At 59.5% G+C, this 25,254-nt stretch carries 18 protein-coding genes; 11 read left to right on the plus strand and 7 right to left on the minus strand.

Translation table 11 applies throughout. From position 1 onward, the window contains the following. Nucleotides 1-195 precede the first annotated feature (195 nt). The 4 genes from KW840_RS14175 to KW840_RS14190 all read right to left on the minus strand — a co-directional run bounded on the left by KW840_RS14175 (nucleotide 196) and on the right by KW840_RS14190 (nucleotide 7,296). Nucleotides 196-1,617: an efflux transporter outer membrane subunit gene (locus KW840_RS14175; RefSeq protein WP_218495752.1), complete on the minus strand. Its 1,422-nt coding sequence runs from the start codon at nucleotides 1,615-1,617 to the stop codon at nucleotides 196-198. Then, on the minus strand, nucleotides 1,617-4,796 hold the full coding sequence (locus tag KW840_RS14180; protein ID WP_150812992.1) for an efflux RND transporter permease subunit: 3,180 nt from the start codon (nucleotides 4,794-4,796) through the stop codon (nucleotides 1,617-1,619). Before KW840_RS14180 ends, KW840_RS14175 begins: the two co-directional genes overlap by 1 nt. Nucleotides 4,797-4,808: 12 nt before the next feature. Beyond that, nucleotides 4,809-6,062, minus strand: a complete 1,254-nt coding sequence (gene mexE, locus KW840_RS14185) for a multidrug efflux RND transporter periplasmic adaptor subunit MexE (protein WP_057714781.1) — start codon at nucleotides 6,060-6,062, stop codon at nucleotides 4,809-4,811. Between the two features lie 316 nt (nucleotides 6,063-6,378). Further along, complete coding sequence (locus KW840_RS14190) at nucleotides 6,379-7,296, minus strand: LysR family transcriptional regulator (protein WP_256353324.1); 918 nt, start codon at nucleotides 7,294-7,296, stop codon at nucleotides 6,379-6,381. 270 nt (nucleotides 7,297-7,566) lie between these two features. Between KW840_RS14190 and KW840_RS14195 the strand changes: the two genes are divergently transcribed. The 4 genes from KW840_RS14195 (at nucleotide 7,567) to pgm (ending at nucleotide 13,829) form a co-directional block, all read left to right on the plus strand. Then, nucleotides 7,567-8,589, plus strand: a complete 1,023-nt coding sequence (locus KW840_RS14195; protein WP_218495755.1) for a zinc-dependent alcohol dehydrogenase family protein — start codon at nucleotides 7,567-7,569, stop codon at nucleotides 8,587-8,589. A 549-nt stretch (nucleotides 8,590-9,138) separates the two neighbouring features. Beyond that, entirely contained in the window at nucleotides 9,139-10,629 is a 1,491-nt protein-coding gene (locus KW840_RS14200) for a hypothetical protein (RefSeq protein WP_218495757.1), read from the plus strand. A 40-nt stretch (nucleotides 10,630-10,669) separates the two neighbouring features. Beyond that, nucleotides 10,670-12,070 carry a PLP-dependent aminotransferase family protein gene (locus KW840_RS14205; protein WP_218495759.1) on the plus strand — a complete coding sequence of 467 codons (1,401 nt, stop codon included), beginning with the start codon at nucleotides 10,670-10,672 and terminating at the stop codon, nucleotides 12,068-12,070. Between the two features lie 112 nt (nucleotides 12,071-12,182). Beyond that, entirely contained in the window at nucleotides 12,183-13,829 is a 1,647-nt protein-coding gene (gene pgm / locus KW840_RS14210) for a phosphoglucomutase (alpha-D-glucose-1,6-bisphosphate-dependent) (RefSeq protein ID WP_218495762.1), read from the plus strand. A gap of 198 nt (nucleotides 13,830-14,027) precedes the next feature. Here pgm and KW840_RS14215 read toward each other — a convergent pair whose 3' ends face one another. Continuing rightward, on the minus strand, nucleotides 14,028-14,723 hold the full coding sequence (locus tag KW840_RS14215) for a pirin family protein (RefSeq protein ID WP_218495763.1): 696 nt from the start codon (nucleotides 14,721-14,723) through the stop codon (nucleotides 14,028-14,030). A gap of 279 nt (nucleotides 14,724-15,002) precedes the next feature. Between KW840_RS14215 and KW840_RS14220 the strand changes: the two genes are divergently transcribed. Continuing rightward, entirely contained in the window at nucleotides 15,003-17,477 is a 2,475-nt protein-coding gene (locus KW840_RS14220) for a UvrD-helicase domain-containing protein (RefSeq protein ID WP_218495764.1), read from the plus strand. Nucleotides 17,478-17,647: 170 nt separating this feature from the next. On the opposite strand, the gene KW840_RS14225 is transcribed toward KW840_RS14220, so the two are convergent. Continuing rightward, nucleotides 17,648-17,920, minus strand: a complete 273-nt coding sequence (locus KW840_RS14225; protein WP_057716601.1) for a DUF1652 domain-containing protein — start codon at nucleotides 17,918-17,920, stop codon at nucleotides 17,648-17,650. A gap of 266 nt (nucleotides 17,921-18,186) precedes the next feature. Here KW840_RS14225 and KW840_RS14230 point away from each other — a divergent pair, with 266 nt between their 5' ends. From KW840_RS14230 to KW840_RS14245, 4 genes are all read left to right on the plus strand, one after another. After that, nucleotides 18,187-19,002, plus strand: coding sequence for an AraC family transcriptional regulator (locus tag KW840_RS14230; protein ID WP_150812999.1), 816 nt, complete (start codon nucleotides 18,187-18,189; stop codon nucleotides 19,000-19,002). A 50-nt stretch (nucleotides 19,003-19,052) separates the two neighbouring features. Next, complete coding sequence (locus KW840_RS14235; protein ID WP_218495765.1) at nucleotides 19,053-20,459, plus strand: FAD-binding oxidoreductase; 1,407 nt, start codon at nucleotides 19,053-19,055, stop codon at nucleotides 20,457-20,459. A 29-nt stretch (nucleotides 20,460-20,488) separates the two neighbouring features. Further along, the gene (locus KW840_RS14240) at nucleotides 20,489-20,830 is read left to right on the plus strand and encodes a cupin domain-containing protein (protein WP_008050088.1); all 342 of its coding nucleotides are present in this window, start codon (nucleotides 20,489-20,491) and stop codon (nucleotides 20,828-20,830) included. A gap of 71 nt (nucleotides 20,831-20,901) precedes the next feature. Beyond that, entirely contained in the window at nucleotides 20,902-21,987 is a 1,086-nt protein-coding gene (locus tag KW840_RS14245; protein ID WP_218495766.1) for a polyamine ABC transporter substrate-binding protein, read from the plus strand. Between the two features lie 43 nt (nucleotides 21,988-22,030). On the opposite strand, the gene KW840_RS14250 is transcribed toward KW840_RS14245, so the two are convergent. Next, a complete protein-coding gene (locus tag KW840_RS14250; RefSeq protein ID WP_057714793.1) occupies nucleotides 22,031-22,687 on the minus strand; it encodes a hypothetical protein in 657 nt (218 codons plus the stop codon). Between the two features lie 572 nt (nucleotides 22,688-23,259). Between KW840_RS14250 and KW840_RS14255 the strand changes: the two genes are divergently transcribed. Further along, nucleotides 23,260-24,717 carry a serralysin family metalloprotease gene (locus KW840_RS14255; RefSeq protein ID WP_218495768.1) on the plus strand — a complete coding sequence of 486 codons (1,458 nt, stop codon included), beginning with the start codon at nucleotides 23,260-23,262 and terminating at the stop codon, nucleotides 24,715-24,717. An 81-nt stretch (nucleotides 24,718-24,798) separates the two neighbouring features. After that, nucleotides 24,799-25,212, plus strand: coding sequence for an AprI/Inh family metalloprotease inhibitor (locus KW840_RS14260; RefSeq protein ID WP_218495769.1), 414 nt, complete (start codon nucleotides 24,799-24,801; stop codon nucleotides 25,210-25,212). Nucleotides 25,213-25,254 lie beyond the last annotated feature (42 nt).

The following is a 25,254-nucleotide window of genomic DNA, read 5'->3' on the forward strand; positions in this document are numbered from 1 at the left end:
AGCGAGCTTGCTCGCGATAGCGGTGGATCAGTCAACATCATTGGTGAAGGTGCTTGCGTCATCGCGAGCAAGCTCGCTCCCACAGGGGGGGTGTACTGCCTTTTTCAGGGCAAAAAAAGCCCCGCGACCGAATGAGACGCAGGGCAAGGAAATTGGTTGGTTGCGGCCAACCAAAGGAGCGCTTTAAAAACCGTATTACTTGCTCGCGACCGTCTCCGGCTGCCAGCCACCACCGAGGGCCTTGTAGATCGCGACGATGCCGCGATACAGGTCAACCTCGGCCTGGGCCTGGGTGTCTTCGGCCGCCAGGCGTTCACGCTGGGCGTCAAGCAGTACGAGGAAATCGGACGTGCCTTCGCGGTAGCGGATTTGCGCCAGGTCGGCAGCCGAGCGGCTGGACTCGCTCTGGCGAATCAGCGAGATCAGGCGCTGTTGGCGTTTGCCATAGTCGCTGAAAGCGTTTTCCGATTCTTCCAGGGCCAGCAACACTTGCTGCTCGTAAGTCGCCAGGGCGCCTTCGGCATCGGCGTCGGCGCCACGTATGCGGGCTTTTACGCTACCCAGGTCAAACGCGGCCCAGGTGATGCTCGGGCCCAGCGCCCAGGCGTTGGCCGCCGAAGAACCAATCTGCGAACCACGTCCGGCAGTCCAGCCGAGGAAGCCGCTGAGGCTGACCCGCGGGAACAGATCCGCCTTGGCCACGCCGATACGCGCGGTGGCCGAAGCCAGTTGGCGTTCGGCACTGAGAATGTCCGGACGACGTTGCAGCAGTTCACCCGGATCGCCGATCGGCAAGGCCTTGGCAATCGCCGGCAGGTCTTTCGGGCTCAGGTCCACGGTCAGCTTGTCCGGACGTTCACCCAGCAGGGTGGCGATACGGTTTTTCTGCCGAACCTGTTCGGCCTGCAATTGCGGAACGCTGGCTTCGACCGACGCCAGTCGCGCATCGGCGCGCTCCACATCGAGCTGGTCGCCGACGCCGGCATCACGCAGGCTGATGGTGATCTTGCGCGACTCCTGCTGGTTCTCCAGGTTGGCCAGGGCGATTTTCTCCCGCAACTGCGCGCCGCGCAGTTGCCCGTAGGAGTCCACCAGTTCGGCAATCATGGTGACTTGCAGTTGGTAAAGATCGGCCTCGAATGCCTGTTGCTCGGCGTTGGCCGACTCCAGGTTGCGCTGGATGCGACCGAACAAGTCGATTTCCCAGGCCATGTCCAGGCCCAGATCATAGCGTTCGCTGTTGACCCGGTCGGTGGTCTGGCCCGGAATCTGGCCTTTGCCCAGGTCACTGCTGACGCGGCTGGTGATGGTCGGCATGGCGTCGTTGCTGACGTCATCGCGGATCGCCCGCGCCGCTTTCCAGCGGGCGAAGGCGACGCGCAGATCACGGTTGCCTTGCAGGGATTGCGTCACCAACTGGTTGAGGGTCGGGTCTTCGAACTGCTGCCACCAGATGCCTTCGAAACGCGAACGGTCAAAGTTCTTCTGGCCGGCGGCGCCATCGGTGGCGGCCGTGATGTTGGCCGCCTCGGTGGTTGGCGTCTTGTAGTCCGGGCCCACGGCACAGGCACTCAGGGCCAGTACCAGCAGGCTCGGCAGGAAGGCTTTCAAACTCATCAGTGCGACTCCAGCTTCAGGGTGGCCTTGGCAGCTTTGCGTGCCTGGCCGCGCTCGACAAAGTTACGGATCAGTACGTAGAACACCGGCGTCAGCAACAGACCGAAGAAGGTCACCCCAAGCATCCCGGAGAACACCGCGACACCCATGGCGTGGCGCATTTCGGCACCGGCGCCGCTGGAGAACACCAGGGGCACCACACCCATGATGAACGCGAAGGAGGTCATCAGGATCGGCCGCAGACGCAGACGGCACGCTTCCAGGACCGCAGCCAGCGGGCTCAAGCCTTCCTCCTGTTTGTCCTTGGCGAACTCGACGATCAGGATCGCGTTCTTGCAGGCAAGCCCCACCAATACGATCAAACCGATCTGGGTAAAGATGTTGTTGTCACCGCCGGAGGCGATCACACCGGTGATGGCCGACAGCAGGGTCATCGGTACGATCAGGATCACCGCCAGTGGCAGGCTCCAGCTTTCGTATTGAGCCGCCAGTACCAGGAACGCCAGCAGCACACAGAGCGGGAACACGAACAGTGCGGTGTTACCGGACAGGATCTGCTGGTAGGTCAGGTCGGTCCATTCGTAGGTCATGCCGTTGGGCAGTTCTTCCTTGAGCAGTTTCTCGATGGCTTTTTCGGCCTGGCCGGAGCTGTAGCCGGGGGCTGCCGCACCGTTGATTTCAGCAGTGATGAAGCCGTTGTAGTGCATCACGCGGTCCGGGCCCGAGGTATCGCTGACCTTGATGAAGGTCGCCAGCGGGATCATCTCGCCTTTGTTGTTACGCACTTTCAGCTGGCCGATCTGGTCGGATTCGAGGCGGAACTGTTGTTCGGCCTGAACGTTGACCTGATAGGTGCGACCAAAGCGGTTGAAGTCGTTGGCATACAGCGAACCCAGGTAGATCTGCAGGGTGTCGAAGATGTCGCTGACGGCCACGCCGTGGGTCTTGGCTTTTTCCCGGTCGATGGCGGCATCGACCTGGGGCACGTTCACGGTGTAGCTGGTGAACAGGCCGGCCAGTTCCGGCACGTTGTGGCTCTTGTTGATGATGTTCATGGTTTCCTTGTACAGCTCTTCGTAGCCCAGGTTGCCCCGGTCTTCGATCTGCAGGCGGAAACCACCGATGGTGCCCAGGCCTTGTACCGGCGGCGGCGGGAAGATCGCCATGTAGGCTTCCTGGATATTCGCGTACTGGCCGTTCAAGGCACCGGCAATCGCACCGGCGGACATGCTCGGGTCTTTACGTTCGTCGAACGGTTTGAGGGTCACGAACACGATGCCGGCGTTCGGACTGTTGGTGAAACCGTTGATCGACAGGCCCGGGAAGGCCACGGCGCTTTCCACGCCGGGCTGTTTCAGCGCCAGCTCGGACATGCGCTTGATCACGTCTTCGGTACGGTCCAGGCTCGAGGCATCCGGCAGTTGCGCGAAGGCCACCAGGTATTGCTTGTCCTGGCCGGGGACGAAACCGGTCGGGGTGCTGGAGAAACCGAAGAAGGTCAGGACCATCAGGCCGGCGTACAGCAGCAGGGCGATGCCGCTTGAGCGGATCACGCGGGCAACGGTGCCGACATAACCATGGCTGGCCTTTTCAAAGAAACGGTTGAACGGACGGAACAACCAGCCACCGAAAATCTTGTCCAGCACCTTGGAGAAACGGTCCTTCGGCGCGTCATGGCCCTTGAGCAATACCGCGGCCAGCGCCGGCGACAGGGTCAGGGAGTTGAAGGCCGAGATCACCGTGGAAATCGCGATGGTCAGGGCGAACTGTTTGTAGAACTGGCCGGTCAGGCCGGAAATGAACGCCGCCGGAACGAATACCGCACACAGCACCAGCGCCGTGGCGATGATCGGGCCGGTTACCTCGCCCATGGCTTTTTTGGTCGCTTCAACCGGGGTCAATCCGAGTTCGATGTTCCGCTCGACGTTCTCCACCACCACGATGGCGTCGTCCACCACGATACCGATCGCCAATACCAGGCCGAACAGCGACAAGGCGTTGAGCGAGAAGCCAAACAGATGCATCACGGCAAAGGTACCGATCAGCGATACCGGCACAGCGACCAGCGGAATGATCGAGGCGCGCCAGGTTTGCAGGAACAGGATCACCACGAGTACTACGAGGATCAGTGCTTCGAAGAGGGTGTGAACCACCGCCTCGATGGAGCCGCGCACGAAGATCGTCGGGTCATAGACGATGCTGAAGTCCATGCCTTCGGGGAAGCTCTTCTTCAGTTCGGCCATTTTCGACCGCACTTCGTTGGAGATTTCGATAGCGTTGGAACCCGGACGCTGGAAGATCGGGATCGCCACCGCCGGCTGGTTGTTGAGCAACGAACGCAGGGCGTACTGGCTGGAGCCCAGTTCGACGCGAGCGATGTCTTTGAGGCGAGTGATTTCACCGTTGTCGCCAGAGCGAATGATGATGTTCTCGAACTCTTCCTCGGAAACCAGACGGCCCTGGGTGTTGACCGACAACTGGAAGGCCGTGGCATTCGGTGCAGGAGGCGCACCCAAGGCACCGGCCGCCACTTGACGGTTCTGCTCACGAATCGCCGTGACCACATCGGTGGCGGTCAGGTTGCGCGAAGCGGTCTTGTTCGGGTCGAGCCAGACACGCAGGGAGTAATCGCCCATGCCAAACAACTGCACATCGCCGACACCACCCAGACGCGCCAGCTCATCCTTGATGTTGAGCAAGGCGTAGTTGGACAGGTAGAGCATGTCGTAGCGTTTGTCCGGCGAGGTCAAGTGCACAACCATGGTCAGGTCGGGCGAAGCTTTGTCCACGGTGATACCGATGCGTGTCACTTCCTCGGGAAGTTTTGGCTCGGTCCGCGTCACACGGTTCTGCACCTGCACCTGTGCGTTGTCCAGGTCAGTGCCCAGCGCAAAGGTGATGGTCAGGGTGATCTTGCCGTCAGCGGTGGACTGCGAGGACATGTACAGCATGTTCTCGACACCGGTGATGGCTTGCTCCAGTGGAGCGGCCACGGTTTCACCGATGACTTTTGGGTTGGCACCCGGGAAGTTGGCACGAACCACAACGGTCGGCGGTACCACTTCCGGGTATTCGCTGATCGGCAGCTGGAACAGCGAGATGGCGCCGGCGATCAGGATCAGCAGCGAAAGCACCGCTGCAAAGATCGGCCGTGAAATGAAGAATTGGGAAAAATTCATCGTAAAAATCCCTTAACCGCGTGGGGTCGTGGCGGCCAGTTTCACAGCCGTGCCCGGCGCAACCCTGGCAGGCGCGACTTGGGGCAGGTTGCTGGCTTCCAGCGCTTGGCGTTGTTGTGCGAGTGCCGCGAGGGTTTGTTCGCTGGCCATCGGAATCACTTCAGGGGTGACCGGTGAGCCAGGGCGCACCCGTTGCAGGCCCTTGACGATGATGGTGTCGTCCTTGTTCAGGCCATTGCGCACAATGCGCAGACCTTCGATCTTCGGACCCAGCTCCACCGCGCGGTAGGCGGTCTTGTTGTCGGCATCCATCACCAGCACGAACTTCTTGCCCAGGTCGGTGCCGACCGCTTCGTCATTGATCAGCATGGCGCTGTAAGTGCCGCTGCCCACCAGTTTCAGGCGTGCATACAGGCCCGGGGTGTAGCTGCCATCGCTGTTGTCGAACACGGCGCGCCCACGAATGGTGCCGGTCTTCGGGTTGACCTGGTTGTCGACGAAGTTCATCACGCCCTGGTGCGGGTTGCCGTCCTCGTTGGACAGGCCCATGTAGACCGGGGTGGTGGCGCCGCGCTTGCCCTGGCGAGCGAGCTCGGTGTACTTGAGGAACACACGCTCGTCCGCGTCGAAGTAGGCGTACACCTTGTCAGTGGAGACCACGCTGGTCAGCGGGGTGGTGTCGGCAGTCACCAGGTTACCGGCGGTGATTTCCGCACGGCTGACGCGGCCGCTGATTGGAGCAGTCACACGAGTAAAGCTCAGGTTCAGCCTGGCCAGATCCAGCTGCGCTTGCAGGGCGCCGACCGCGGCGCGGGCTTCCTGGGCGGCGCTGGTCCGCGAGTCGGCCAGTTCGGCGGAAATCGCGTTGCTGGTGCGCAGGCGCTCACCGCGTTGGGCTTCGTTTTCGCTGCGGGTGGCATTGGCGCGCGATTGTGCAACCAGTGCTTCGAGGCGGCGGACCTCAGCCTGGAACGGACGCGGGTCGATCTGGAACAGCAGGTCGCCTTTCTTGACCAGGGCGCCTTCCGTGAACGCCACTTCATCGATCTGGCCGGAGACCCGTGGACGAATCTCGACGGTTTCCGGCGCTTCGAGACGGCCGGTGAATTCGTCCCATTCGTTGACCGGCTGTTCCAGCACCTTGGCCACGCTGACCTTGGCCGCTGGCATGCTGGCGGCGGTTTCCGGGGCCTTGCCGCAAGCGCTGATCACCACTACGGCCAACAAAGCCAACGGGAAGCGCAAATGTTTGAGTGACTGTTCCATGGATGCATCCGCCAATGTGTTGAGATTGGCGAATGATGCGCGGCGGGTTTGTATCTCACGAATCGAATGGGGCGAAGGTAACTATCATCCGGAATGATATAAGACCCAAGCCAGCCCTCTAGCCTGCACCTTGTGTTCGGTCGTCATCAACTGGATTGATGACAATTGTGTGTTGCATTGGATGCAATGGTCAGATTTGGAACCGTGTTGCGGCCATCGCGAGCAAGCTCGCTCCCACATTGGATCTTCGCTGTTCCCAAATCCCTGTGGGAGCGAGCCTGCTCGCGATAGGGCCAGAAGCCCTGCAAAATCAGGATCAGGCCAGACTGTCCGGATCCCCGAAGAACATCTGAATCCGCGACCGCAACCAACGCTCCCCCGGATCATTATCCTGGGATCCGCGCCACGCCATGTGCAACTCGAAACTGCGCACCGGCAACGGCGGATCTTCGGCCCGCACTCCGCCAGCGGCAGTCAGTGCATCGGCTGTGTAGTCCGGCACCGTCGCCACGATGTCGGTTCCGGCGAGCAGGGTACTCAACCCGTTGAACTGGGGAACGGCGAGCACCACATGCCGTTTGCGCCCGAGCTTTTCCAGCTCTTCATCGATGAAGCCGCTGAGGTCGCCAGCGAACGACACCAGTGCATGGGGGCGAGCGCAGTAATCATCCAGGCTCAACGGCCCCGGCACGGTGTCGGCGCGCAACAGCTTCGGTTGGCTGCGGCGCAGTACCTTGCGTTTGGCGTTGGCCGGCAGGTCGGTGGTGTAACTGACACCGATGGATATCTCACCGGATGCCAGCAACCCCGGCATCAGGATGTAGTTGACCCGACGTACCACCAGCACAATCCCCGGCGATTCGGCACGCAGGCGCTTGAGCAGCGTCGGCAGCAAGGCGAACTCGACGTCGTCCGAAAGGCCGATGCGGAACACGGCGGTACTTGTGGCAGGATCGAACTCGGCCGCACGGCTGACGGCGGTGGAAATCGAATCCAGTGCCGGCGAGAGCAGGGCGAAGATCTCGACCGCCCTGGCGGACGGCTCCATGCTGCGGCCGGTACGCACAAACAAGGGATCATCGAACAGGCCGCGCAGGCGCGAGAGCGCCGCACTGATGGCTGGCTGGCCGAGGAACAGTTTTTCCGCAGCACGGGTCACGCTGCGTTCGTGCATCAATGTTTCGAAAACGATCAACAGGTTCAGGTCGACACGACGCAGGTCATTACGATTCATCTGGAGTCCTGGCAGAGTCAGCAAGCTTGACGTGGGCGGCCATATGAGAACAATGGCCAGCAGGAATATTACGGGGAAAGACTGGTACTCTGCACCGGGTAATTCAGTTTTTCCTACATAGGCTGCTTCGGTTTCTTACGACATTTGACGATGTTGCCGCCGCTGCGGAATCAATGACAGGCATGTCGACTATTAATAGCCACAGATAGTGTTGGGTTGAAAGCCCGGCTAGAGTTCATGGCATTAGAGGTTTATTTGGCGAGGTTTGCGATGTCCCGCACGATACGTTTTCACAAGTTTGGTCCAGCCGAGGTGCTCAAATGCGAAGAGCATGCGACGGCTCTGCCTGCCCCGGGCGAAGTGCAGGTGCGCGTCGAGGCGATTGGCATCAGTTGGTATGACACTCTCTGGCGTCAGAACCTGGCCCCGTCCCATGCCCGACTGCCTTCAGGCCTTGGCCAGGAGATGGCCGGTATCGTCACCGCTGTCGGTGATGGCGTCGATGACCTGGAGGTCGGTGACAAGGTCGCCAGCTTTCCGGCCCAAAGCCCGAACGACTATCCGGTCTACGGCGAGCAGATCGTTCTGCCGCGCTCGGCAGTCACCCGTTATCCGGATGTGCTTAGCCCGATTGAAGCGAGCGTGCACTACACGCCGTTGTTGATCGCCTATTTCGCTTATGCCGATCTGGCACGGGTCAAGCCCGGGCAATTTGTTCTGGTGACTGACGCGAGTCATTGCGCCGGACCTTCGTTCGTACAACTGGGCAAGGCCTTGGGTGTTCGAGTGATCGCCGCGACCAAGACCGAGGAGGAACGTGAATACCTGCTGTCGCTGGGTGCCGAGAAAGTGATCGTCACCGAGGAAGAAGATCTGCTGATGCGGATCAACAAAATCACCGATAACCGTGGCGTAGATGTGGTGTTCGATGGTTTGGGCGGTCCGCAGATGTCGTTGCTGGGCGATGTGCTGGCGCCTCGTGGCAGCCTGGTGCTGTACGGCCTGCAGGGTGGCAACCAGACACCTTTCCCGGCCTGCGCAGCGTTCCAGAAGAACATTCAGTTCTTCGTGCACTGCATCGGCAACTTCACGGGCAAGCCGGAACTGGGCATCACCCAGGACCAGGCCGCACTGCAACGTGCCTTGCGCGACATCAACCAGCTGACCGCCGACCGCGTTCTGCTGCCGCTCAAGACTCGGGTCTTCCCGTTTGCCGAGTTTGTCGAAGCACACCGCTACATGGACGAATGCCCGTGTCGCGAACGGGTCGCGCTGCAGGTCGAGCCGGCGTAGCACTTACAGTCCTCCCAAGAGTCCGTGCCCACACGGACTCTTTCGTTTGAGCCCCCCCGAAAGCCGTCGATCCGCAGGCCGGTCCAGCAACTGAACTGGTTTTTGCCCGTAATCTGTAGCTTCTAATCAGCCACTAAGCCCTGATAATTGAATGATTACTTTCATCTCAAGGAATGAGTCATGGCCGGGTGTCAGGCTGAAACTTTTCAATGTGCGCCATCGGTGCAAATCTCCAAATTAGTTGGCCGTTGGCTAGTTGCCAAAAAGACAGCTGCAACTTCCTTCCTTGTTTCTTGTATTAAGTGTCTGTGGGACTTTGTCGGATATTTCCTAGGACTCCGATTTCAAATCAGCAAACCCTTGCCAGTAGGGCGTTCCAGCCCCACCTTCGTCGTTAAGTCGAGGGGGTGCTGCGATCGTTTCAAATGATTTCAAGAAAATTCAAGTGTTAGCATTTGGCAATAAAGTCCATGACTCCATTCGCGCCGACAGTCCAACGGGATTTGCTGTCTGTACGATATTGAACTTACGAGTATCAGGTAAATAAAGATGACCAGCATCCATGACCAAGCGATGAACTATGTCTATCAACAAGTGCTGCAGCGATTGCTGGGTTTTTTCTCCCGTGCCGAACGCACTGCATTGCAATTGTTGATTCAGCGCCTGGCAGTAGCGGCCGGGGGCATGGAGCACATTGGCGATTACAAGGTGTTGGCGATCCAGTCCGGGGCTCGTGACAACTGCTACACCCTGGCTTTGTTGCGTGCTGCACAGTTGACCATCGCCACGCGGACACCGGCGACATTCCAGTTGCGCATCGCCTCGTTACGGTTGAACGGCACAAGCGGCGCGGCCGTGGAAAACATGCACCGGACCAACAGCGCATTGTTTGTCTATGACGATCCCCGGGTCGAGGTACTGATGGTCGATGATCGGGAAGTCTTGCCGTTCAACCACCTGGCGCCGATCTCCGACGCCGGCCGCGAGTCCAGCCGCCTGAACCTGCTGCTGATCGGCCATCGCCGGGAGTGGCGCGGCGGGTTCGACCTTTGGGATGACGGTTATCTGGCCACGGGAGAGTTCTACGGACAAATCGCTCGCTGGGACGGCGGTGTCGACGCCTTGCTCATCAGTGACACACCGCGTCAGCAAACGCAGTTCATCGACGGCTTGAGGCGCGCCGCCACCAAGGCAGGGCTCGAGCCTTCGCCTGCGGGCGAGCCGGGTTATGCGGGGTTGTTTGCATTGCTCGATGAACTGGGCAGCGACTGTTATCACGGGTTCTACGCCGATTACGGCCAGGCCCGGTGGCGTCCGCAAGAGCGCTTCGAAACCTGCCGTCGTACGGCCTGCATCGACATTCACGACCTGCTGGTCAGCAACCTGGAAGAGCGTTGGCCATTGTTGACGGAATTTCTCGGCTTCCAGCCTGACGAACTGTCCGCGCAGATCAGCGACAACGAATTCGTCAGCCCGTCGATCACGGCGCACGTCCGAGGGTTGCATGCGTGCTTCGTGCAGAATCGCAATTACGAATCCGGTGTTGCGCAATACCTGCAACGGGCCTTGGTGATGATGCGCCGCAAGCACTTGCCCGAGCGATTGTGCGAGCAGGCCATCGAGGTCTTCGGCAATCCGGCGACACTGGTCGAACTGCGCGCCCGAGCGGCGGCCGAGGCACAAAAGAATCTGGGCCTGAGCGAAGCACAACTGGTGTGCCTGCTGTTTGCGCCCTTTACCGAAAAAGGTGCGGGGCTCGAGCGTTTTCTGCGTCAGTGCCATCCGGGCATGCTGGTGGCCATGCCCGAGTTGCACAAGGCCATGCAGGGGCACCCGGTCGCCGAACAGATCATGCAATGGATGATTGATGTCAGCGGATTGCCCGTCAGCCTGATTGGCCGGCTTTACCGCATGGAGTGGACGCCCGCAGACGCTGGCGGGGCGGCTGAAGCAATCATCCCAAGGGCCGTGTCGCAAAATGCGCTGGACGATCCTGATGCTGACAGCACGTTGGTGGATGAATGGTCAGCGGGTCACTGAACGTGGGCGGATTTTCAGTCAATGCAAATGGCCTTCACCGATGAAAGGTCCACGAGAAACGGATTTCGCCTATCAAGCGGTTTATCGATACCTGGTCAGCCTGATCAACGAGTCTGAAGGGGATTCGCGCATCCGCCTGCCGTCGCTGCGGCACCTGGCTGAGCGTCTGAATGTGTCGATCTCGACCATTCAGTACGCCTATTCGCTGCTGGAGAAAGAAGGGCGGGTGTATTCGGTGGCCAAGTCCGGTTACTACGCATTGCCAGTGTCCGCAATCAACCTGCAGGACAGCGGCAGCGACTTGCTGGAAGCGGTCTACGTCAATGCCAGGCGCCCGGGGATGCTGGTCCTGAGCGCCGATGAACCGGCGTTATTGCAGCCACTGGACAGTCCTTTGTTGCTGCTGGAGCGGGAGTTGCTGCGCCAGTATCCCCGCCAGCCGCAGTCGCCTTCGCAACCCTGCGGCGAACTCGAATTGCGCGCCGCCCTGGCAGCACGCTACACCACGTCTCCCATGCGTTACTGGCACGCCGATGATGTCTACATCGGCGCCGACCTGCGCGGTGTACTGGAAATCCTGATCGCCGTGCTGGGATTGAAAGACGCTACGGTGGTGGTCGAATCGCCGTGCGACTGGACGATCCTGCGTTTGTTTCAAGCCGCCTGCGTGCGGGTGATCGAGTTGCCCGTGCAAGCCGATGCCTGTCTGGATCCGGAACGTCTTGAAATGCTGCTCGATACCGAACCGGTAAGGCTGGTGATGCTGTCATCGGCCCTGAACATGCCCCGTGGCAGCCTGGCGCCTGACCACAACAGACAGGCCATTGCCCGGCTGCTGGCCGCGCATGACAGTTGGGTGCTGGAAAACGACTGTTATGGCGAACTCGGATTCGACCTGGGCACCCTGCGCTTTCGAGACTTGCTGGACCCTGAACGGTTGATGGTGTTTTCCACGTTCGAGAAAGTCATCGGACCTGAAGCGCCCTACGGTTTTCTGCTTTCAAGGCATTTGAGCGCCGAGTTGCAAAGGCACTTTCTGCTGCGGTCCTTCCGACTCTCGCCGATACGCCAGAAAGCCATTGCCCGTTTGTATAGCAGCGGTCGCATTGACCAACACCTGCTGGTGCTGCGGCGGCTGCTCAATGACCGCAAGAATCAAATGACCCTGTTGTTGCAGGAGCGATTGGGTGATGCCTTGCATTTCGTCGAGCCGCACGGTGGTGCAACGATCTGGATGCGCTCGTTGCGTCGGGTCAATGTCCGTCGTGTGTTCCAGCGCCTGCTGGCGCATCAGGTGGTCATCGCGCCGGGCGAGCTGTTCAGCCTCCACGGCCTGCACGGGCAGCATCTGCGCCTGAGCCATACCTTCGGTGGCGATCACAATCTGGCGGCCGCGCTGGGATTGCTGGGGGATGCGCTGCGCCTGGAATCCATCGAGTGAGTGAGACAAAAAATAACAACCTCCACTGTGCGGATCGATCCCATCGCCTTGCGGTCAAACTGCCAGTAAACTGCGACCCAATTCCTGAACCACTCTATTCCAGAGGTTTTGCATGACACTCAGTCCTTTTGCGGGTAAACCGGCACCGGCACAATTGTTGGTCGACATCCCGCGACTGGTAACGGCCTATTACACCGGCCAGCCTGATGCCGCGATTTCCACCCAGCGCGTTGCCTTCGGCACGTCGGGGCACCGTGGCAGCTCGTTCGACTTGAGTTTCAATGAATGGCACGTGCTGGCGATCAGCCAGGCGATCTGCCTGTACCGCGAAGCTCAAGGCATCGATGGCCCGCTGTTTGTCGGTATCGACACCCATGCGCTGTCCACGCCGGCCGGCGCCAGTGCCCTCGAGGTACTTGCAGCCAACGGCGTGACCGTGATGATCGCCGAAGGTGACGAATACACGCCGACACCGGCCATTTCCCATGCGATTCTCTGCTACAACCGTGGACGCACCACTGGCCTGGCGGACGGCATTGTCATCACGCCGTCCCACAACCCGCCGCAAAGCGGTGGCTACAAGTACAACCCGACCAATGGTGGCCCGGCCGATACCCACATCACCAAGTGGATCGAAGCCAAGGCCAACGAACTGCTGGCCAACAAGCTCGCTGGCGTCAAACGCATCAGCTACGAGCAGGCACTGAAGGCCAGCACTACCCATCGTCACGATTACCTCAACACCTATGTCGCCGACCTGATCAACGTGATCGACTTCGACGCGATCCGCGATGCCAAGCTGCGCCTGGGTGTCGATCCACTGGGTGGAGCAGGGGTGCGCTACTGGTCGGCGATTGCCGAGCATTACCGCCTGGACCTGGATGTGGTGAACAAAGAGGTCGACCCGACCTTCCGCTTCATGACCGTCGACTGGGACGGCCAGATCCGCATGGACCCATCGTCCAGCCACGCCATGCAAGGCCTGATCGGCCTGAAAGAGCGCTTCGACGTGGCGTTTGCCTGCGATCCGGACCACGACCGCCATGGCATCGTAACGCCGTCCGGTGGCTTGCTGGCACCGAACAACTACCTCGCCGTTGCCATCGACTACCTGTTCCAGAATCGTCCGCAATGGCGCGCCGATGCCGCCGTCGGTAAAACCGTGGTCAGCAGCGGCTTGATCGATCGCGTGGCCAAGCGCCTGGGTCGTCGCCTGTACGAAGTGCCGGTGGGTTTCAAATGGTTTGCCGACGGCCTGTTCGATGGCTCCCTGGGTTTCGGCGGCGAAGAAAGCGCCGGTGCCTCGTTCCTGCGCAAGGACGGCGGTGTCTGGAGCACCGACAAGGACGGTTTGATTCCGGCCCTGCTGGCCGCCGAGATGACGGCCCGGACTGGTCGCGACCCGAGTCAGGCGTATCGCGCCTTGACCGATGAACTGGGTGAGCCGTTCTCGGTACGGGTCGACGCCAAGGCCAATCCGGAGCAGAAAGCGTTGCTGAGCAAGCTGTCGCCGCAACAGGTCACCTCGACTCAACTGGCCGGCGAGCCGATCCAGAGCATCCTCAGCCACGCACCGGGCAATGACCAGGCCATTGGCGGTCTCAAGGTCATGACCGAGAACGGCTGGTTTGCGGCGCGTCCGTCGGGCACGGAAGACATCTACAAGATCTACGCCGAAAGCTTTGTCAGCGACGACCACCTCAAGCAACTGGTGGCCGAGGCGCAAACGCTGGTGGATGGTGCCATTTCCGCAAAATAAACGGCGTAATTCCCACTGGAGTTGCATATAACCCTGTGGGAGCGAGCTTGCTCGCGATAGCGGACTGTCAGTCAAAATCAATGTTGGATGCCAGGCCGTCATCGCGAGCAAGCTCGCTCCCACAGGGGTTGGCTGCAGCCACTTAAAGGGGGTGACCAATGCGGTCGCCCCTTTTTATTTGCGATTGCGCTCAGCGAATCAAGCCAGATCCACCAGAACAATCTCGCTGTCCTCGATGGCCGTCACCCGCAGCACCTGCTCATCGGCAACGGCTACGCCGTCTCGAGCTTGTGCGCGCAAGCCATTGACCTCAATGACCCCCGTGGCCGGTACCAGGTAGGCGCGACGACCGTTGTCCAGGTGATACTCGGCGGACTCGCCGGCCTTGAGGTTCGCGGCTACCAGCCGGGCATCGGCCCGAATGCGCAGGCTCTGATCGTCGCCTTCCTTACCGCTGGCCAGGGTGACAAAACCTTCGCGGTTACCTTTCGGGAACGGCTTGGCGCCCCAGGACGGCGCCAGGCCGGACTCGTTCGGGATGATCCAGATCTGGAAAATCCTGGTCGGCGTCGCTTCCAGGTTGTACTCGCTGTGGGCGATCCCGGTACCGGCGCTCATGACCTGGACGTCACCCGCTTCGGTGCGACCCTTGTTGCCAAGGTTGTCCTGGTGGGTAATGGCGCCTTCGCGGACATAGGTGATGATTTCCATGTCGCGGTGCGGGTGTTGCGGGAAACCGGTGCCGGGCTCGATCACGTCGTCATTCCAGACCCGCAGGTTGCCCCAGTTCATGCGCTTGGGATCGTAGTATTCGGCGAACGAAAAATGGTGGTGGGCATCCAACCAGCCGTGGTGAGCACCGCCGAGCGAGTTGAAAGGTCTGAGTTCAAGCATGATCGTCTCCAGAAAAGGTTCGTCATGGGGCGAAACACCTGAGCCACGAAGCGAGACCGGTGAGTGATGACGGCCATCATCCAACAGGCAACAATCGATAAAAAGCGTAAAAAATGCAGCATTCCTATCGAATGGATTGATATGAAATAACTTCGAAAGTTTCTCATCCAACCTTCACTTCATCGCATAAGCCAATGAGTCATAAGCAATTCACTAGAACTCAACGGCAAATGCAGACACCATAGCGCTCAACAGCCTCACACCCTGGAGTCAGTCCGCGTGCCGCAACACACCCCCGATCTCCCTCCCGAACTTCGCCCCTTGGCCGAGATGCCGCTGATCAAGCGATTGCTTGCCCGATTCTTCGGCTACAGCCTGACCCGCCTGCACGCACAGCATCGGGCGTCGTGGTTGCATGGCCAGGCTGACGGTTTTCGCAGTGGTCACAGCGCCGGGGTCGATTACGGCTACAGGGAAGGCAAGCTCGAGGGGCTGGAAGAGGGCCGGCAGGTCCTGCTGATCCGCGACTCGCGCTGCACTGAACACCGACCGCCGAATGTCGATGACCTGTTGTTCGACGACTGGCGCCTGCCATTGAGCGCCGAGCTGAAGAAGCGCATGAAGGCCGATGTCGCCCGATTGTTACCGGCCCATGCCCAACCCAGTGCCGCACAGTGGAAAATGATCTTCAGCGACACCCCGTCCACCTCGGTGATCGCGGGTGCCGGTGCAGGCAAATCGACCACGCTGGTGCTGCGAATCCTGCTGCTGACCCATTACCTGGGCTTCGAGCTGAGTTCGATGACGGTGGTGACTTTCACCCGCGAGTCGCGCAAGGACTTCATCAACAAGCTGATCGAACTGTTTGCGCTCTGGGGACGTGCGATCAGTTTCAAGGAGGCGCGGGACCTGGTGCGCACCTTTCACTCGCGGATCCTGCCGATGGTGCGCAGCCTTCCGGGTTTCGAGCGTTTACAGGCTTTCGAGAACCTCAGCCTGCGGGCTGCACAGGGTGATGAGGAGGTCGACAGCAATCCGTTCGATCTGCGCATCAACGACGCCCAACGCCAACAGCTCAACGCCTGCTATCACCGTCTGCACCGTGACGATGAGCGTTTTCGCGAGTTGATCAAGCCATTGTCCCGGCATGCGCTGCAACTCAAGGAGCTGGAGCGCGATCACCCGGATGTGCAAAAACGCATGGGCGTTACCGAACTGGCGGCCAAACGCGACGAGGAGCTGTGCGACGCCATCGAGGACCTGTGGTTTCGCGCCGGTGCCTGGCCCATCAAGGGCATCGAACCGAATCGCCAGTCGTTCGATATCAACGGTTCGACATTCCATTGTCACGGCTACATCCCGTCGCTGGATGCCTGGGTGGTGCTGGGGTTCGATCCTCGGGAGAACCCGCAGGTCACGCGACCAAATGCCAAGCTGACGGTGCGCGCAGAGTGGGCAGTAAAGCGCACCCTGTTTCAAGCGTTCTGTCGTAAGCCATTGATATGGTTGGATAGTTACGAATCTTCAAGACGTGTTCTGGCCTCGCTCGCCGGTGATGCCAGCGCCGGGCCGGGTTTCGACTACAAGGTCAAGGGCGAGCTCGCTTCAGCGCCACTGCTCGATTGTTTTGTCGCCGCCGCCGGGTTCATCGAAAACCTCGGGCTGGACGTGCCGGGCGCCGTGGCCCGGATGAGTTTCGCCAAGGACGATCCCGACCGGTTCTTCTTTGAAGCCTTGAGTCTGTACTGGCGGGCGCTGGAAGATCATTTGCTGGATCAGAAGCCGCCGATCATGACCTACAACCGAATGTTCGCCCTGTTCAGCGAACATTCGCCGGAGAATCTCAAACTGCTCGGCGATGAGCTGCTGCGGCCGCTGTCACACCTGATGATCGACGAATTCCAGGATGTCTCGCCGCAGATCGTCTCCTGGATCAGGGCCAGCCTGGCAGAGATCCGCAGTCGCGGACCGGCCATGCACGTCGGGCGCGCAGCCCAGCGTTCCTCGTTGCTCTGTGTGGGAGATGACTGGCAGTCCATCTATGGTTGGCGCGGCAGTTCGCCGACCTACTTCATGGAGTTCAACAAGGAGTTCCCGTCGCCGAGCACCACCAAGGTCATGCTCAGCGACAACTACCGCAGCCACCAGCACATCATCGATGCCGCCGAGCACATCGTGCGCGCAGCACCGGCGATTGCCGGGAAGAAAGCCAAGGCCAGTGGTGAACCCAAGGCATTGCTGCCGGTGAACGTCCTTGATCGTGATGACCAGGGCATGGCCCAACGCCTGATGGAGCATTACCGAAAGGGCGATTCGATCTTGATGCTTTATCGAAAAAGCAGCGATAAGTCATTGATAGAAGAGCATATTCAATCAGTACTTAATGTTGATTCCAGCTTGCCGTATGAGGCTCGCAGGCTCAAGCAGTTGACGTATCACAGCGCCAAGGGCCTCCAGGCCGATGCGGTGTTTTTGCTGGGCGACTGCCAGCACCTGACCAGTTCACCTTACAAGAATCAGGTTTACCGGATGGCGGGCCTGGGCAAGGCTGGCGACAGCGAGCCCTATGACAATGCCCAGAAGGACGAGATCCTGCGGTTGGCCTACGTGGGTATTACCCGCGCTGTCAGCCATTGCTACTGGTACGTCGACGCACAAGACACCCAGGCCGCGAACATGCCCAAGGCCTCCGACCGGATCGGCAAGGGCAAAGCGTTTTTTGTCGACCATCGTAAAAGCCAAATCACCGCCTGACTTCTGTAGGTGTAGGAGCGAGCTTGCTCGCGATGGATTCAAGAGCGCCGTGGTTAGCCAGTAAATACGCGTTATCGTTAACGACCATCGCGAGCAAGCTCGCTCCTACAGGTACAGGGAAGCGTTCAACAAAAAGCCCACATAAAGTGGGCCTTTTAACAGTTGAGCCTTCAGGCGTAACTCTTGAAGGCCTCCGGTGGGATGAAGGCTTCAAGCTCGTCCTCTACCGCTTCGATTATTCGTTCTACATCCGCGGCATTCATGACGGTGGCGCACGGAATACCGGCAATGGCGATCATGGTCTCGCCAGTGGCACGATCAAAAAGACGGGCAATCATACTGCCCGGCGCGTCCATGCTCGCCTCGAAACCCATGGGATGAAAATGCCAGCGCATCAGCTGGCAGGCGTTTGGAAACGTAACCTTACTGAACCCTTTATTCATGTGTTGCCCGCCTTCATTATCGAGCGCGTCCGTTAGCTCATGGTAGGAGGGAAGAACCTTCATTGGTTCAACCAGTGACAGTTTTTAAAAGTAGCATCCGGATGTGAAAACAATGTGGAGTTTTCAGGTCGTTTGGCGATTGCCGGCGCTTTTTTTGATTCAGGTCACGCTTATCGGCCATTTGCGGGCACAAGCCATAATCGGTTTGGTCGTTGAAGACAAAACGGAAGTTGGGCAAGCTCGGTCTTTTCCCGTCGAGATGTTCAATGCACGCCGATGATGATGGCCCGCTGCAAACCCAGGCCACGGGCGAGACGGTCATGCGCTATCACTTGCGCTGGAAGCACCGGGATCTGGATGGCGTCATGGCGCTTTATCACCCTGAAGTCCAGTACAACGACTTTTTCCAGAACCGGGTCATGGGCCTGGCCGAATTGCGCGAATATGTGCGCAGCAGCATGCCCCGGGATCCGGATGAAGCGCTGGAGCACTCCGACCGCATTCGACTGGACGGCAACACTGCGTTCATTCAGTACCGCATCACCTTGCGCGGTGGTGAAGGGTTGGTATCGTTCCGCGCCAGCGAAGCGATCACCGTCAAGGACGGGCTGATCTGGCGGGTCAATGAATATGCTTCATTGGTGCATGAACAACCCGGCAGCAAAACGTCCGGCAATCAGCGCCCTGCGGTCAGCCGGCTCGGTCTGTCGCCTCGCCAACTGAGCTTCATGGCCGATGACCTACAGCAGTATTTCCAGCGCCAACAGCCTTATCTCGACCCGGAGCTCGATCTGCAACGAGTGGCGAAGGAGTGTGGCTACAGCCGCAACCAGATTTCCTACCTGTTGAATCAGGTGCTGGGCCAGAGCTTCTACCGCTACGTCAACCAGGCGCGCCTGCAACATTTGCTTGCGGCGCTGGATGCCGCCATGCCGCCAGTGCGCATCGACGAACTGGCCTTCGCTGCCGGATTCAATTCTCTGTCGGCGTTCTACAGCTGTTTCCGCCAGCACACCGGCCAGTCCCCCAAGGCCTACGTCAAACAAATTTCTTTGCGTGCACGCGCGCAAGACAGCGCCTGAGCCCACGCACTAGGATCGACGTCATCGAAGTTTGAGTGGCGGAGTCTTGCATGCCGGCGTGGCGCACTATCAGTTTGTGGATGGACCAGCTCGACGAGCCCCTATTGGCGCGTCCGGCACTGGACCGGGACCTGGATGTGGACGTGGCGATCATCGGTGCGGGCTACACCGGCCTCTGGACCGCGTACTACCTCAAGCAGCACAAACCTGACCTGAACATCGCCATCGTCGAAGCGCAAACCGCCGGTTTCGGCGCGTCGGGGCGCAATGGTGGCTGGCTGATGGGCAATTTGCTGGGAGAAGACCGCCTGCTGGCCAAACTGTCGGCCGAAGCGCGCCGCGCCTCCTACGATTTGTTGCACAGCATTCCGGATGAAGTGGAGATTGTCCTCGAACGTGAGGGAATCGACTGCGATTACCGCAAAGGCGGGGTGCTGTATTGCGCCGCACGCTATCCGGAGCAGGAGGCCAGCCTGCGTCGCTACCTGGACGATCTCCACCGCCAGGGCCTCAACGACAGCCACTATCGCTGGCTTACCCCGGAACAACTGGCGCAACAGATCCGCGTCGCCAAACCCTACGGCGGTATCTACGCGCCGCACGTGGCGACCATTCACCCGGCCAGGCTGGTACGGGGGCTGGCCCGGGCGGTGGAGCGCCTGGGCGTCAGAATCTACGAAAACAGCCCGGTCACCCATTGGCAGTCCGGCAGTCTGCGCACGGCCAAAGCTTCGGTGCGCAGTCGCTGGGTGGTGCCGGCGGTAGAAGGCTACTCCGTGACGCTGCCGCCATTGGGGCGTTATCAGATGCCGGTGCAGAGCCTGATCGTCGCGACCGAGCCCTTGTCGGCGGCCATCTGGGACGAAATCGGCCTGAGTCACGGCCAGGCATTCAGCGAGGCCAGTCGCCAGGTCACCTACGGTCAACGCACCGCTGACAACCGATTGATCTTTGGCGCCCGTGGCGGGTACCAGTTCGCTGGCAAGCTGCGCCACGACTTCGACCTGAGCGCTGACGAAATACACCTGCGGCGTTATCTGTTCGGCGAACTGTTCCCGCAGTTGAAGAACGTGCAGATCACCCATTCCTGGGGCGGCAACCTGGGCATGTCCCGGCATTTCCAGCCACACATGCTTTGCGACCGGGCCAACGGCATTGCCCTGTCGGGCGGTTATGGCGGGGAGGGCGTTGGCGCCAGCAACCTGGGAGGCCGCACGCTGGCCGACCTGATCCTGGGGCGCGACACCGATCTGGTACGCCAACCGTGGGTCATCCCCCAGCGCGGCCTCGACGCACTGCGGGCCTGGGAGCCGGAGCCGATCCGCTGGCTCGGCTACAACGCGATCATCCGCAGCTTTGTCCACGAGGACCAGACCCTGGCCAACCCGGCCACAGCGCCCTGGCGGCGCAGGCTGGCCAGCGGGGTGGCCGGTTTCATGGAAGGTTTCATGCACTAAACAGCGTCTCTACATCGACAGGTATCGCCATGAGCATCACGCAATTCAAGAACACCGCAACCCTGAAACTGGACGAATCCAATCCGGTCGCCGTGCCCCTGGGAACTCCCGTGGCCGTGGCTTCGACCACCAGCGTCGAACGCGACGACGGCGTCGAGACCGGTGTCTGGGAATGTACCCCCGGGCGCTGGCGGCGGCAGATCGTCGCCCAGGAATTCTGTCACTTCATTCAGGGCCGCTGCACCTTCACGCCCGACGGCGGCGAACCGCTGCACATCGAGGCCGGCGACGCGCTGATGCTGCCAGCCAATAGCCTCGGTATCTGGGACATCCAGGAAACCGTGCGCAAGACCTACGTTTTGATTTTTTGAATGCTTTTGAAATTTGAAAGCTGATCTTTTGATTGCCTGCCAATAACAACAACCTCTACAGGAATCGACTCATGATCCGAAAGACCCTGACTCTGGCTCCGCTGATGCTGGTTGCATCCATCAGCCAGGCCGCCGAAACCGTCAAAATCTATAACTGGTCGGATTACATCGCGCCAGACACCACGAAAAACTTCCAGAAAGAAACCGGCATCGGCTTCACCTACGACGTCTACGACAGCAACGAAACCCTCGATGGCAAGCTGATGACCGGAAAATCCGGTTACGACGTGGTGTTTCCGTCCAACCACTTCATGGCCCGGCAGATTGAAGGCGGCGCACTGAAGAAGCTCGACAAGAGTCAGTTGCCGAACTGGAAAAACCTCAACCCGGTATTGCTCAAGGCATTGCAGACCAACGACCCGGGCAACGAGCACGGCTTCCCTTACCTGTGGGGCAGCACCGGCATCGGCTACAACATTGCCAAGGTCAAGGCGGTGCTGGGCGACAACGCCCCGGTGGATTCCTGGGACCTGATCTTCAAGCCCGAGAACATGCAGAAGTTGCAGAAGTGCGGCGTGGCCATCCTCGACAACGGCCCCGAACTGCTGCCGGCCGCGTTGAACTACCTCGGTTTGCCGCATCACAGCAAGAACCCGGAAGACTACAAAAAGGCCGAAGCCCTGCTGATGAAGGTGCGGCCGTATGTCAGCTATTTCCACTCGTCCAAGTACACCAGTGATCTGGCCAATGGCGACATCTGCGTCGCGGTCGGTTTCTCCGGCGACATCCTGCAAGCGGAAAACCGCGCCAGGGAAGCCAACAATGGCATCGACATCGGCTACTCGATTCCCAAGGAAGGCGCAGCGATCTGGTTCGATATGGTCGCGATGCCGGCCGACGCTCCGGACGACAAGGCCGGCTACGCCTTTATGGACTACCTGCTGCGCCCGGACGTCATGGCCAGCGTCAGCAACTACGTGCATTACGCCAATGGCAACGAGCAGGCCGACAGCCTGATCGACCCTGCGATCAAGAACGACACCAAGGTTTACCCAAGTCCTGAAATGATGGGCAAGCTGTTTGCGCTGGAAGCCATGCCACTGAACATCGACCGGGTGCGTACCCGGGTCTGGAACAAGATCCGCACCGGCAGCTGACAAGCTGCATCAGGCCACCGGGAAAGGATGTCCCGATGCGCCATCAGCCAACTGGCTCGAGCGTACAACGCATTTGCCCCGAGCCCGGGATCTGTAACAGGGCCTCGTCACCGGTTTGCCAAAAGCCGTAGCTACCCCGCAAATCCTTGCCGTTGTATTGGCTTGCATAATCGTTCGGTACCTGGATAAGGGTGGCAGAGGTATTCGCCCATTTCAGGTACACCACACGCGGCTCGACATTGAAGAAAGTAGCGGCAATCAACGCGTTCAATCCTGCGCAACGAAAGGCTACGGGGCCATCGGTGAGCCTGCTTGGATCCTTGGTCCTCGCAATGGCCGAACCCTGGCGAAGCTGGTGTGCGCGTTCGGCATAACTGCGGATCGTGCAGGCCTTGGGCTCTGCCTTGGTGGCACATTGATTTCGCGCGTCGACCCAGAAGCGCTGTTCGATCTCGACCTTGTCGGGGCGCGGTACCGAATGATCGTCCGTGAGCGCCAGGCGATAAAGGCGTGTCAGTTCAATCTCCATCCGCTTCAGCTGTGGGTCGCGACAGATCAGCTTCTCGACGGATGCGCTGGCCCTGGCGCAGTCGAAGCTGGTTGCCAGGACCGTAGTCGTCCCGGCATTCGCACAAATGCTCATTACCGCACACGCGCTGGCGGCGATGAGAGCGGCCAAAAGAGGCGTGACCATTTTCATGTCGGCTTCACCCGGATCATTTCGTGAGGCCCGTGGTGTAAGGCAATCCATCGAACCCTTGCACCGTCATTCGTTCATGGGCTGTATCGCAGTTTAAGGCAGTGTGCAAAACCTGCCACACCGGGGAGGGTTCCAGTGGGGCGACAACGCCGGTTGTGCAGCCTTTGCGGAGTTGAAATGGTTATTGCCTGATGGTCATTCGTTGCCTGCTCGCGAAGAACGATAACCCGGTATTCAGAGGTGATCACTTCATTGAAATGTTTAACGGATTAAACATAAATAGTCGGACGATTCGAGTGCCCGGAAATTTACCTATATTTAATAATTAAATTGTCGATTGTCCGACAATAACTCCCATCTAATATTTTTTAACTCAATACTTTCTCAGTACGCCCACTGTTTACGGGCACATTCCTGAATGCGCAAATTTGACGTCAAAAAAGTAGTGGACGTTTGATTTCTAATTGTGTCAGTTTTCCTACGCCTTCATTGGGCGAGTGATAGGACGATCTCGCCAGGGATCGTCTTTATCTGACAAAAACTGTTCCATAGCTAAACAAGGAAGTGTGTTTATGTCGAAAGTAAAAGATCACGCTATTGATTCCGCCGAACAGGTGCTGCTGCCACTGTCAGCATTGGCGGCAAGCAGTTCTGCATTCAATCAGATCAATAGTTTCAGCCATCAGTATGATCGGGGCGGCAACCTCACGGTCAATGGCAAACCGTCGTTCTCCGTCGATCAGGCAGCCAACCAATTGCTGCGCGACTGCGCTGCTTACCAGGACAAGGATGGTAGTGGCAAAATAGAGCTGACCTATACCTTCCTGACTTCGGCATCGTCCAGCACGATGTACAAGCACGGGATTACCGGATTCAGTCAGTTCAGCGCGCAACAGAAAGCCCAGGCCGTGCTCGCCATGCAATCCTGGGCCGACGTGGCCAATGTTACCTTCACTGACAAGGCCAGCGGCGGCGATGGCCACATGACCTTCGGCAACTACAGCGGCGGTCAGGACGGTGCGGCTGCGTTTGCCTACCTGCCTGGTACCGGGGCCGGTTACGACGGGACTTCCTGGTACCTGATCAACAGCAGTTACACGCCCAACAAGACCCCGGACCTGAACAACTATGGCCGGCAAACCCTGACCCACGAAATCGGCCACTCCCTGGGCCTGGCCCACCCCGGCGACTACAACGCCGGCGAGGGTGCACCGACCTACAATGACGCGTCCTATGGGCAAGACACCCGCGGCTACAGCGTCATGAGCTACTGGAGTGAAAGCAATACCAGTCAGAACTTCAGCAAGGGCGGCGTCGAAGCCTACGCGTCCGGCCCGCTGATTGACGATATCGCTGCCATTCAGCAGCTCTACGGTGCCAACACCACCACTCGCACCGGCGACACTACCTACGGTTTCAACTCCAACGCCGGTCGCGACTTCCTTGGCGCGTCTTCTTCGGCGGACAAGGTGGTGTTTTCGGTCTGGGATGCAGGCGGCAAGGACACCCTGGACTTTTCCGGGTTTACCCAGAACCAGAAGATCAACCTCAATGAAACGTCGTTCTCGGACGTCGGCGGCCTGGTGGGTAACGTCTCCATCGCCAAGGGTGTCACCGTCGAGAACGCCATTGGCGGTTCGGGCAACGACTTGCTGATCGGTAACAACGTGTCCAACGAGCTCAAAGGCGGTGCCGGCAACGACATCCTTTACGGCGCTGGCGGCGCGGACAAACTGTGGGGCGGCGCAGGTTCGGACACCTTCGTGTTTGCGGCCAGCAGTGACTCCAGGCCAGGTACGGTCGACCAGATCCTCGACTTTGTCAGCGGTCTGGACAAGATCGACCTGACCGGCATCACCAACGGCGCGGGCCTGCACTTTGTCAGCGCCTTCACCGGGGCGGTGGGCGATGCGGTGCTCAGCACCTCGGGCGGCAACAGTTTGTTGTCGATCGACTTCTCGGGGCATGGCGCGGCTGATTTCCTGGTCAGTACCGTGGGCCAGGCGGCGTACTCGGACATCGTGGCTTGATGTGAGGTGAACAAGGAGGGCGGCGCCCGATGCGCTGCTCTCTTACCGTAAGCAGGGTTGCGGCCCGGAGTACAAGAACCTATGACGCACAGCGTCTTTTCCCGCAAGACAAGCGCGTGGCTACTGGCAGCGTTGATGATGTTTTTTGGAGAGGAAACCATGGCAAGCAGTCTGAAACTGGCGGATCCGTCAGAGTTGGCTGGCAATTGGCTGGCTACGCTAAGAGCCGCGCAAGACACGGACAAATCACCGCTCGTTGCTTCGAATGAATGCTTGATCGACTTTCAGCCAAATCAAACCCTGGGTGCTGGCGCGGACTGTTTCACCGCCTGGCTTGGGGAGCAGGCGATCGGCTGGTTTCCCGAACCGGACGGCATTGCAATCACCGGCAAGGAAGGCTCAAAAATCCTGTTTTTCAACCGTCAGTTCGAAGGGCTTTATCAAGGTACTTTGCAGTCGGGTCGGATCATTACCCTCAAGCGGCCGACGCGTTAGCCGCAAAAGCAGTCAAGCGCAATCCCCCGGCACTTTATCGAT

It is taken from the genome of Pseudomonas sp. PDM30, assembly GCF_019218985.1.
Taxonomy (GTDB): domain Bacteria; phylum Pseudomonadota; class Gammaproteobacteria; order Pseudomonadales; family Pseudomonadaceae; genus Aquipseudomonas; species Aquipseudomonas jessenii.

What these genes read in the sequence shown, in the direction of transcription:
- KW840_RS14245 (WP_218495766.1), top strand. Translation starts at nt 20,902, where the DNA reads ATGATCCGAAAGACCCTGACTCTGGCTCCGCTGATGCTGGTTGCATCC.
- mexE (WP_057714781.1), bottom strand. Translation starts at nt 6,062, where the DNA reads ATGGAACAGTCACTCAAACATTTGCGCTTCCCGTTGGCTTTGTTGGCC.
- KW840_RS14200 (WP_218495757.1), top strand. Translation starts at nt 9,139, where the DNA reads ATGACCAGCATCCATGACCAAGCGATGAACTATGTCTATCAACAAGTG.
- KW840_RS14195 (WP_218495755.1), top strand. Translation starts at nt 7,567, where the DNA reads ATGTCCCGCACGATACGTTTTCACAAGTTTGGTCCAGCCGAGGTGCTC.
- KW840_RS14190 (WP_256353324.1), bottom strand. Translation starts at nt 7,296, where the DNA reads ATGAATCGTAATGACCTGCGTCGTGTCGACCTGAACCTGTTGATCGTT.
- KW840_RS14180 (WP_150812992.1), bottom strand. Translation starts at nt 4,796, where the DNA reads ATGAATTTTTCCCAATTCTTCATTTCACGGCCGATCTTTGCAGCGGTG.
- pgm (WP_218495762.1), top strand. Translation starts at nt 12,183, where the DNA reads ATGACACTCAGTCCTTTTGCGGGTAAACCGGCACCGGCACAATTGTTG.
- KW840_RS14260 (WP_218495769.1), top strand. Translation starts at nt 24,799, where the DNA reads ATGACGCACAGCGTCTTTTCCCGCAAGACAAGCGCGTGGCTACTGGCA.
- KW840_RS14235 (WP_218495765.1), top strand. Translation starts at nt 19,053, where the DNA reads ATGCCGGCGTGGCGCACTATCAGTTTGTGGATGGACCAGCTCGACGAG.
- KW840_RS14215 (WP_218495763.1), bottom strand. Translation starts at nt 14,723, where the DNA reads ATGCTTGAACTCAGACCTTTCAACTCGCTCGGCGGTGCTCACCACGGC.
- KW840_RS14250 (WP_057714793.1), bottom strand. Translation starts at nt 22,687, where the DNA reads ATGAAAATGGTCACGCCTCTTTTGGCCGCTCTCATCGCCGCCAGCGCG.
- KW840_RS14225 (WP_057716601.1), bottom strand. Translation starts at nt 17,920, where the DNA reads ATGAATAAAGGGTTCAGTAAGGTTACGTTTCCAAACGCCTGCCAGCTG.
- KW840_RS14240 (WP_008050088.1), top strand. Translation starts at nt 20,489, where the DNA reads ATGAGCATCACGCAATTCAAGAACACCGCAACCCTGAAACTGGACGAA.
- KW840_RS14255 (WP_218495768.1), top strand. Translation starts at nt 23,260, where the DNA reads ATGTCGAAAGTAAAAGATCACGCTATTGATTCCGCCGAACAGGTGCTG.
- KW840_RS14205 (WP_218495759.1), top strand. Translation starts at nt 10,670, where the DNA reads ATGAAAGGTCCACGAGAAACGGATTTCGCCTATCAAGCGGTTTATCGA.
- KW840_RS14175 (WP_218495752.1), bottom strand. Translation starts at nt 1,617, where the DNA reads ATGAGTTTGAAAGCCTTCCTGCCGAGCCTGCTGGTACTGGCCCTGAGT.
- KW840_RS14230 (WP_150812999.1), top strand. Translation starts at nt 18,187, where the DNA reads ATGCACGCCGATGATGATGGCCCGCTGCAAACCCAGGCCACGGGCGAG.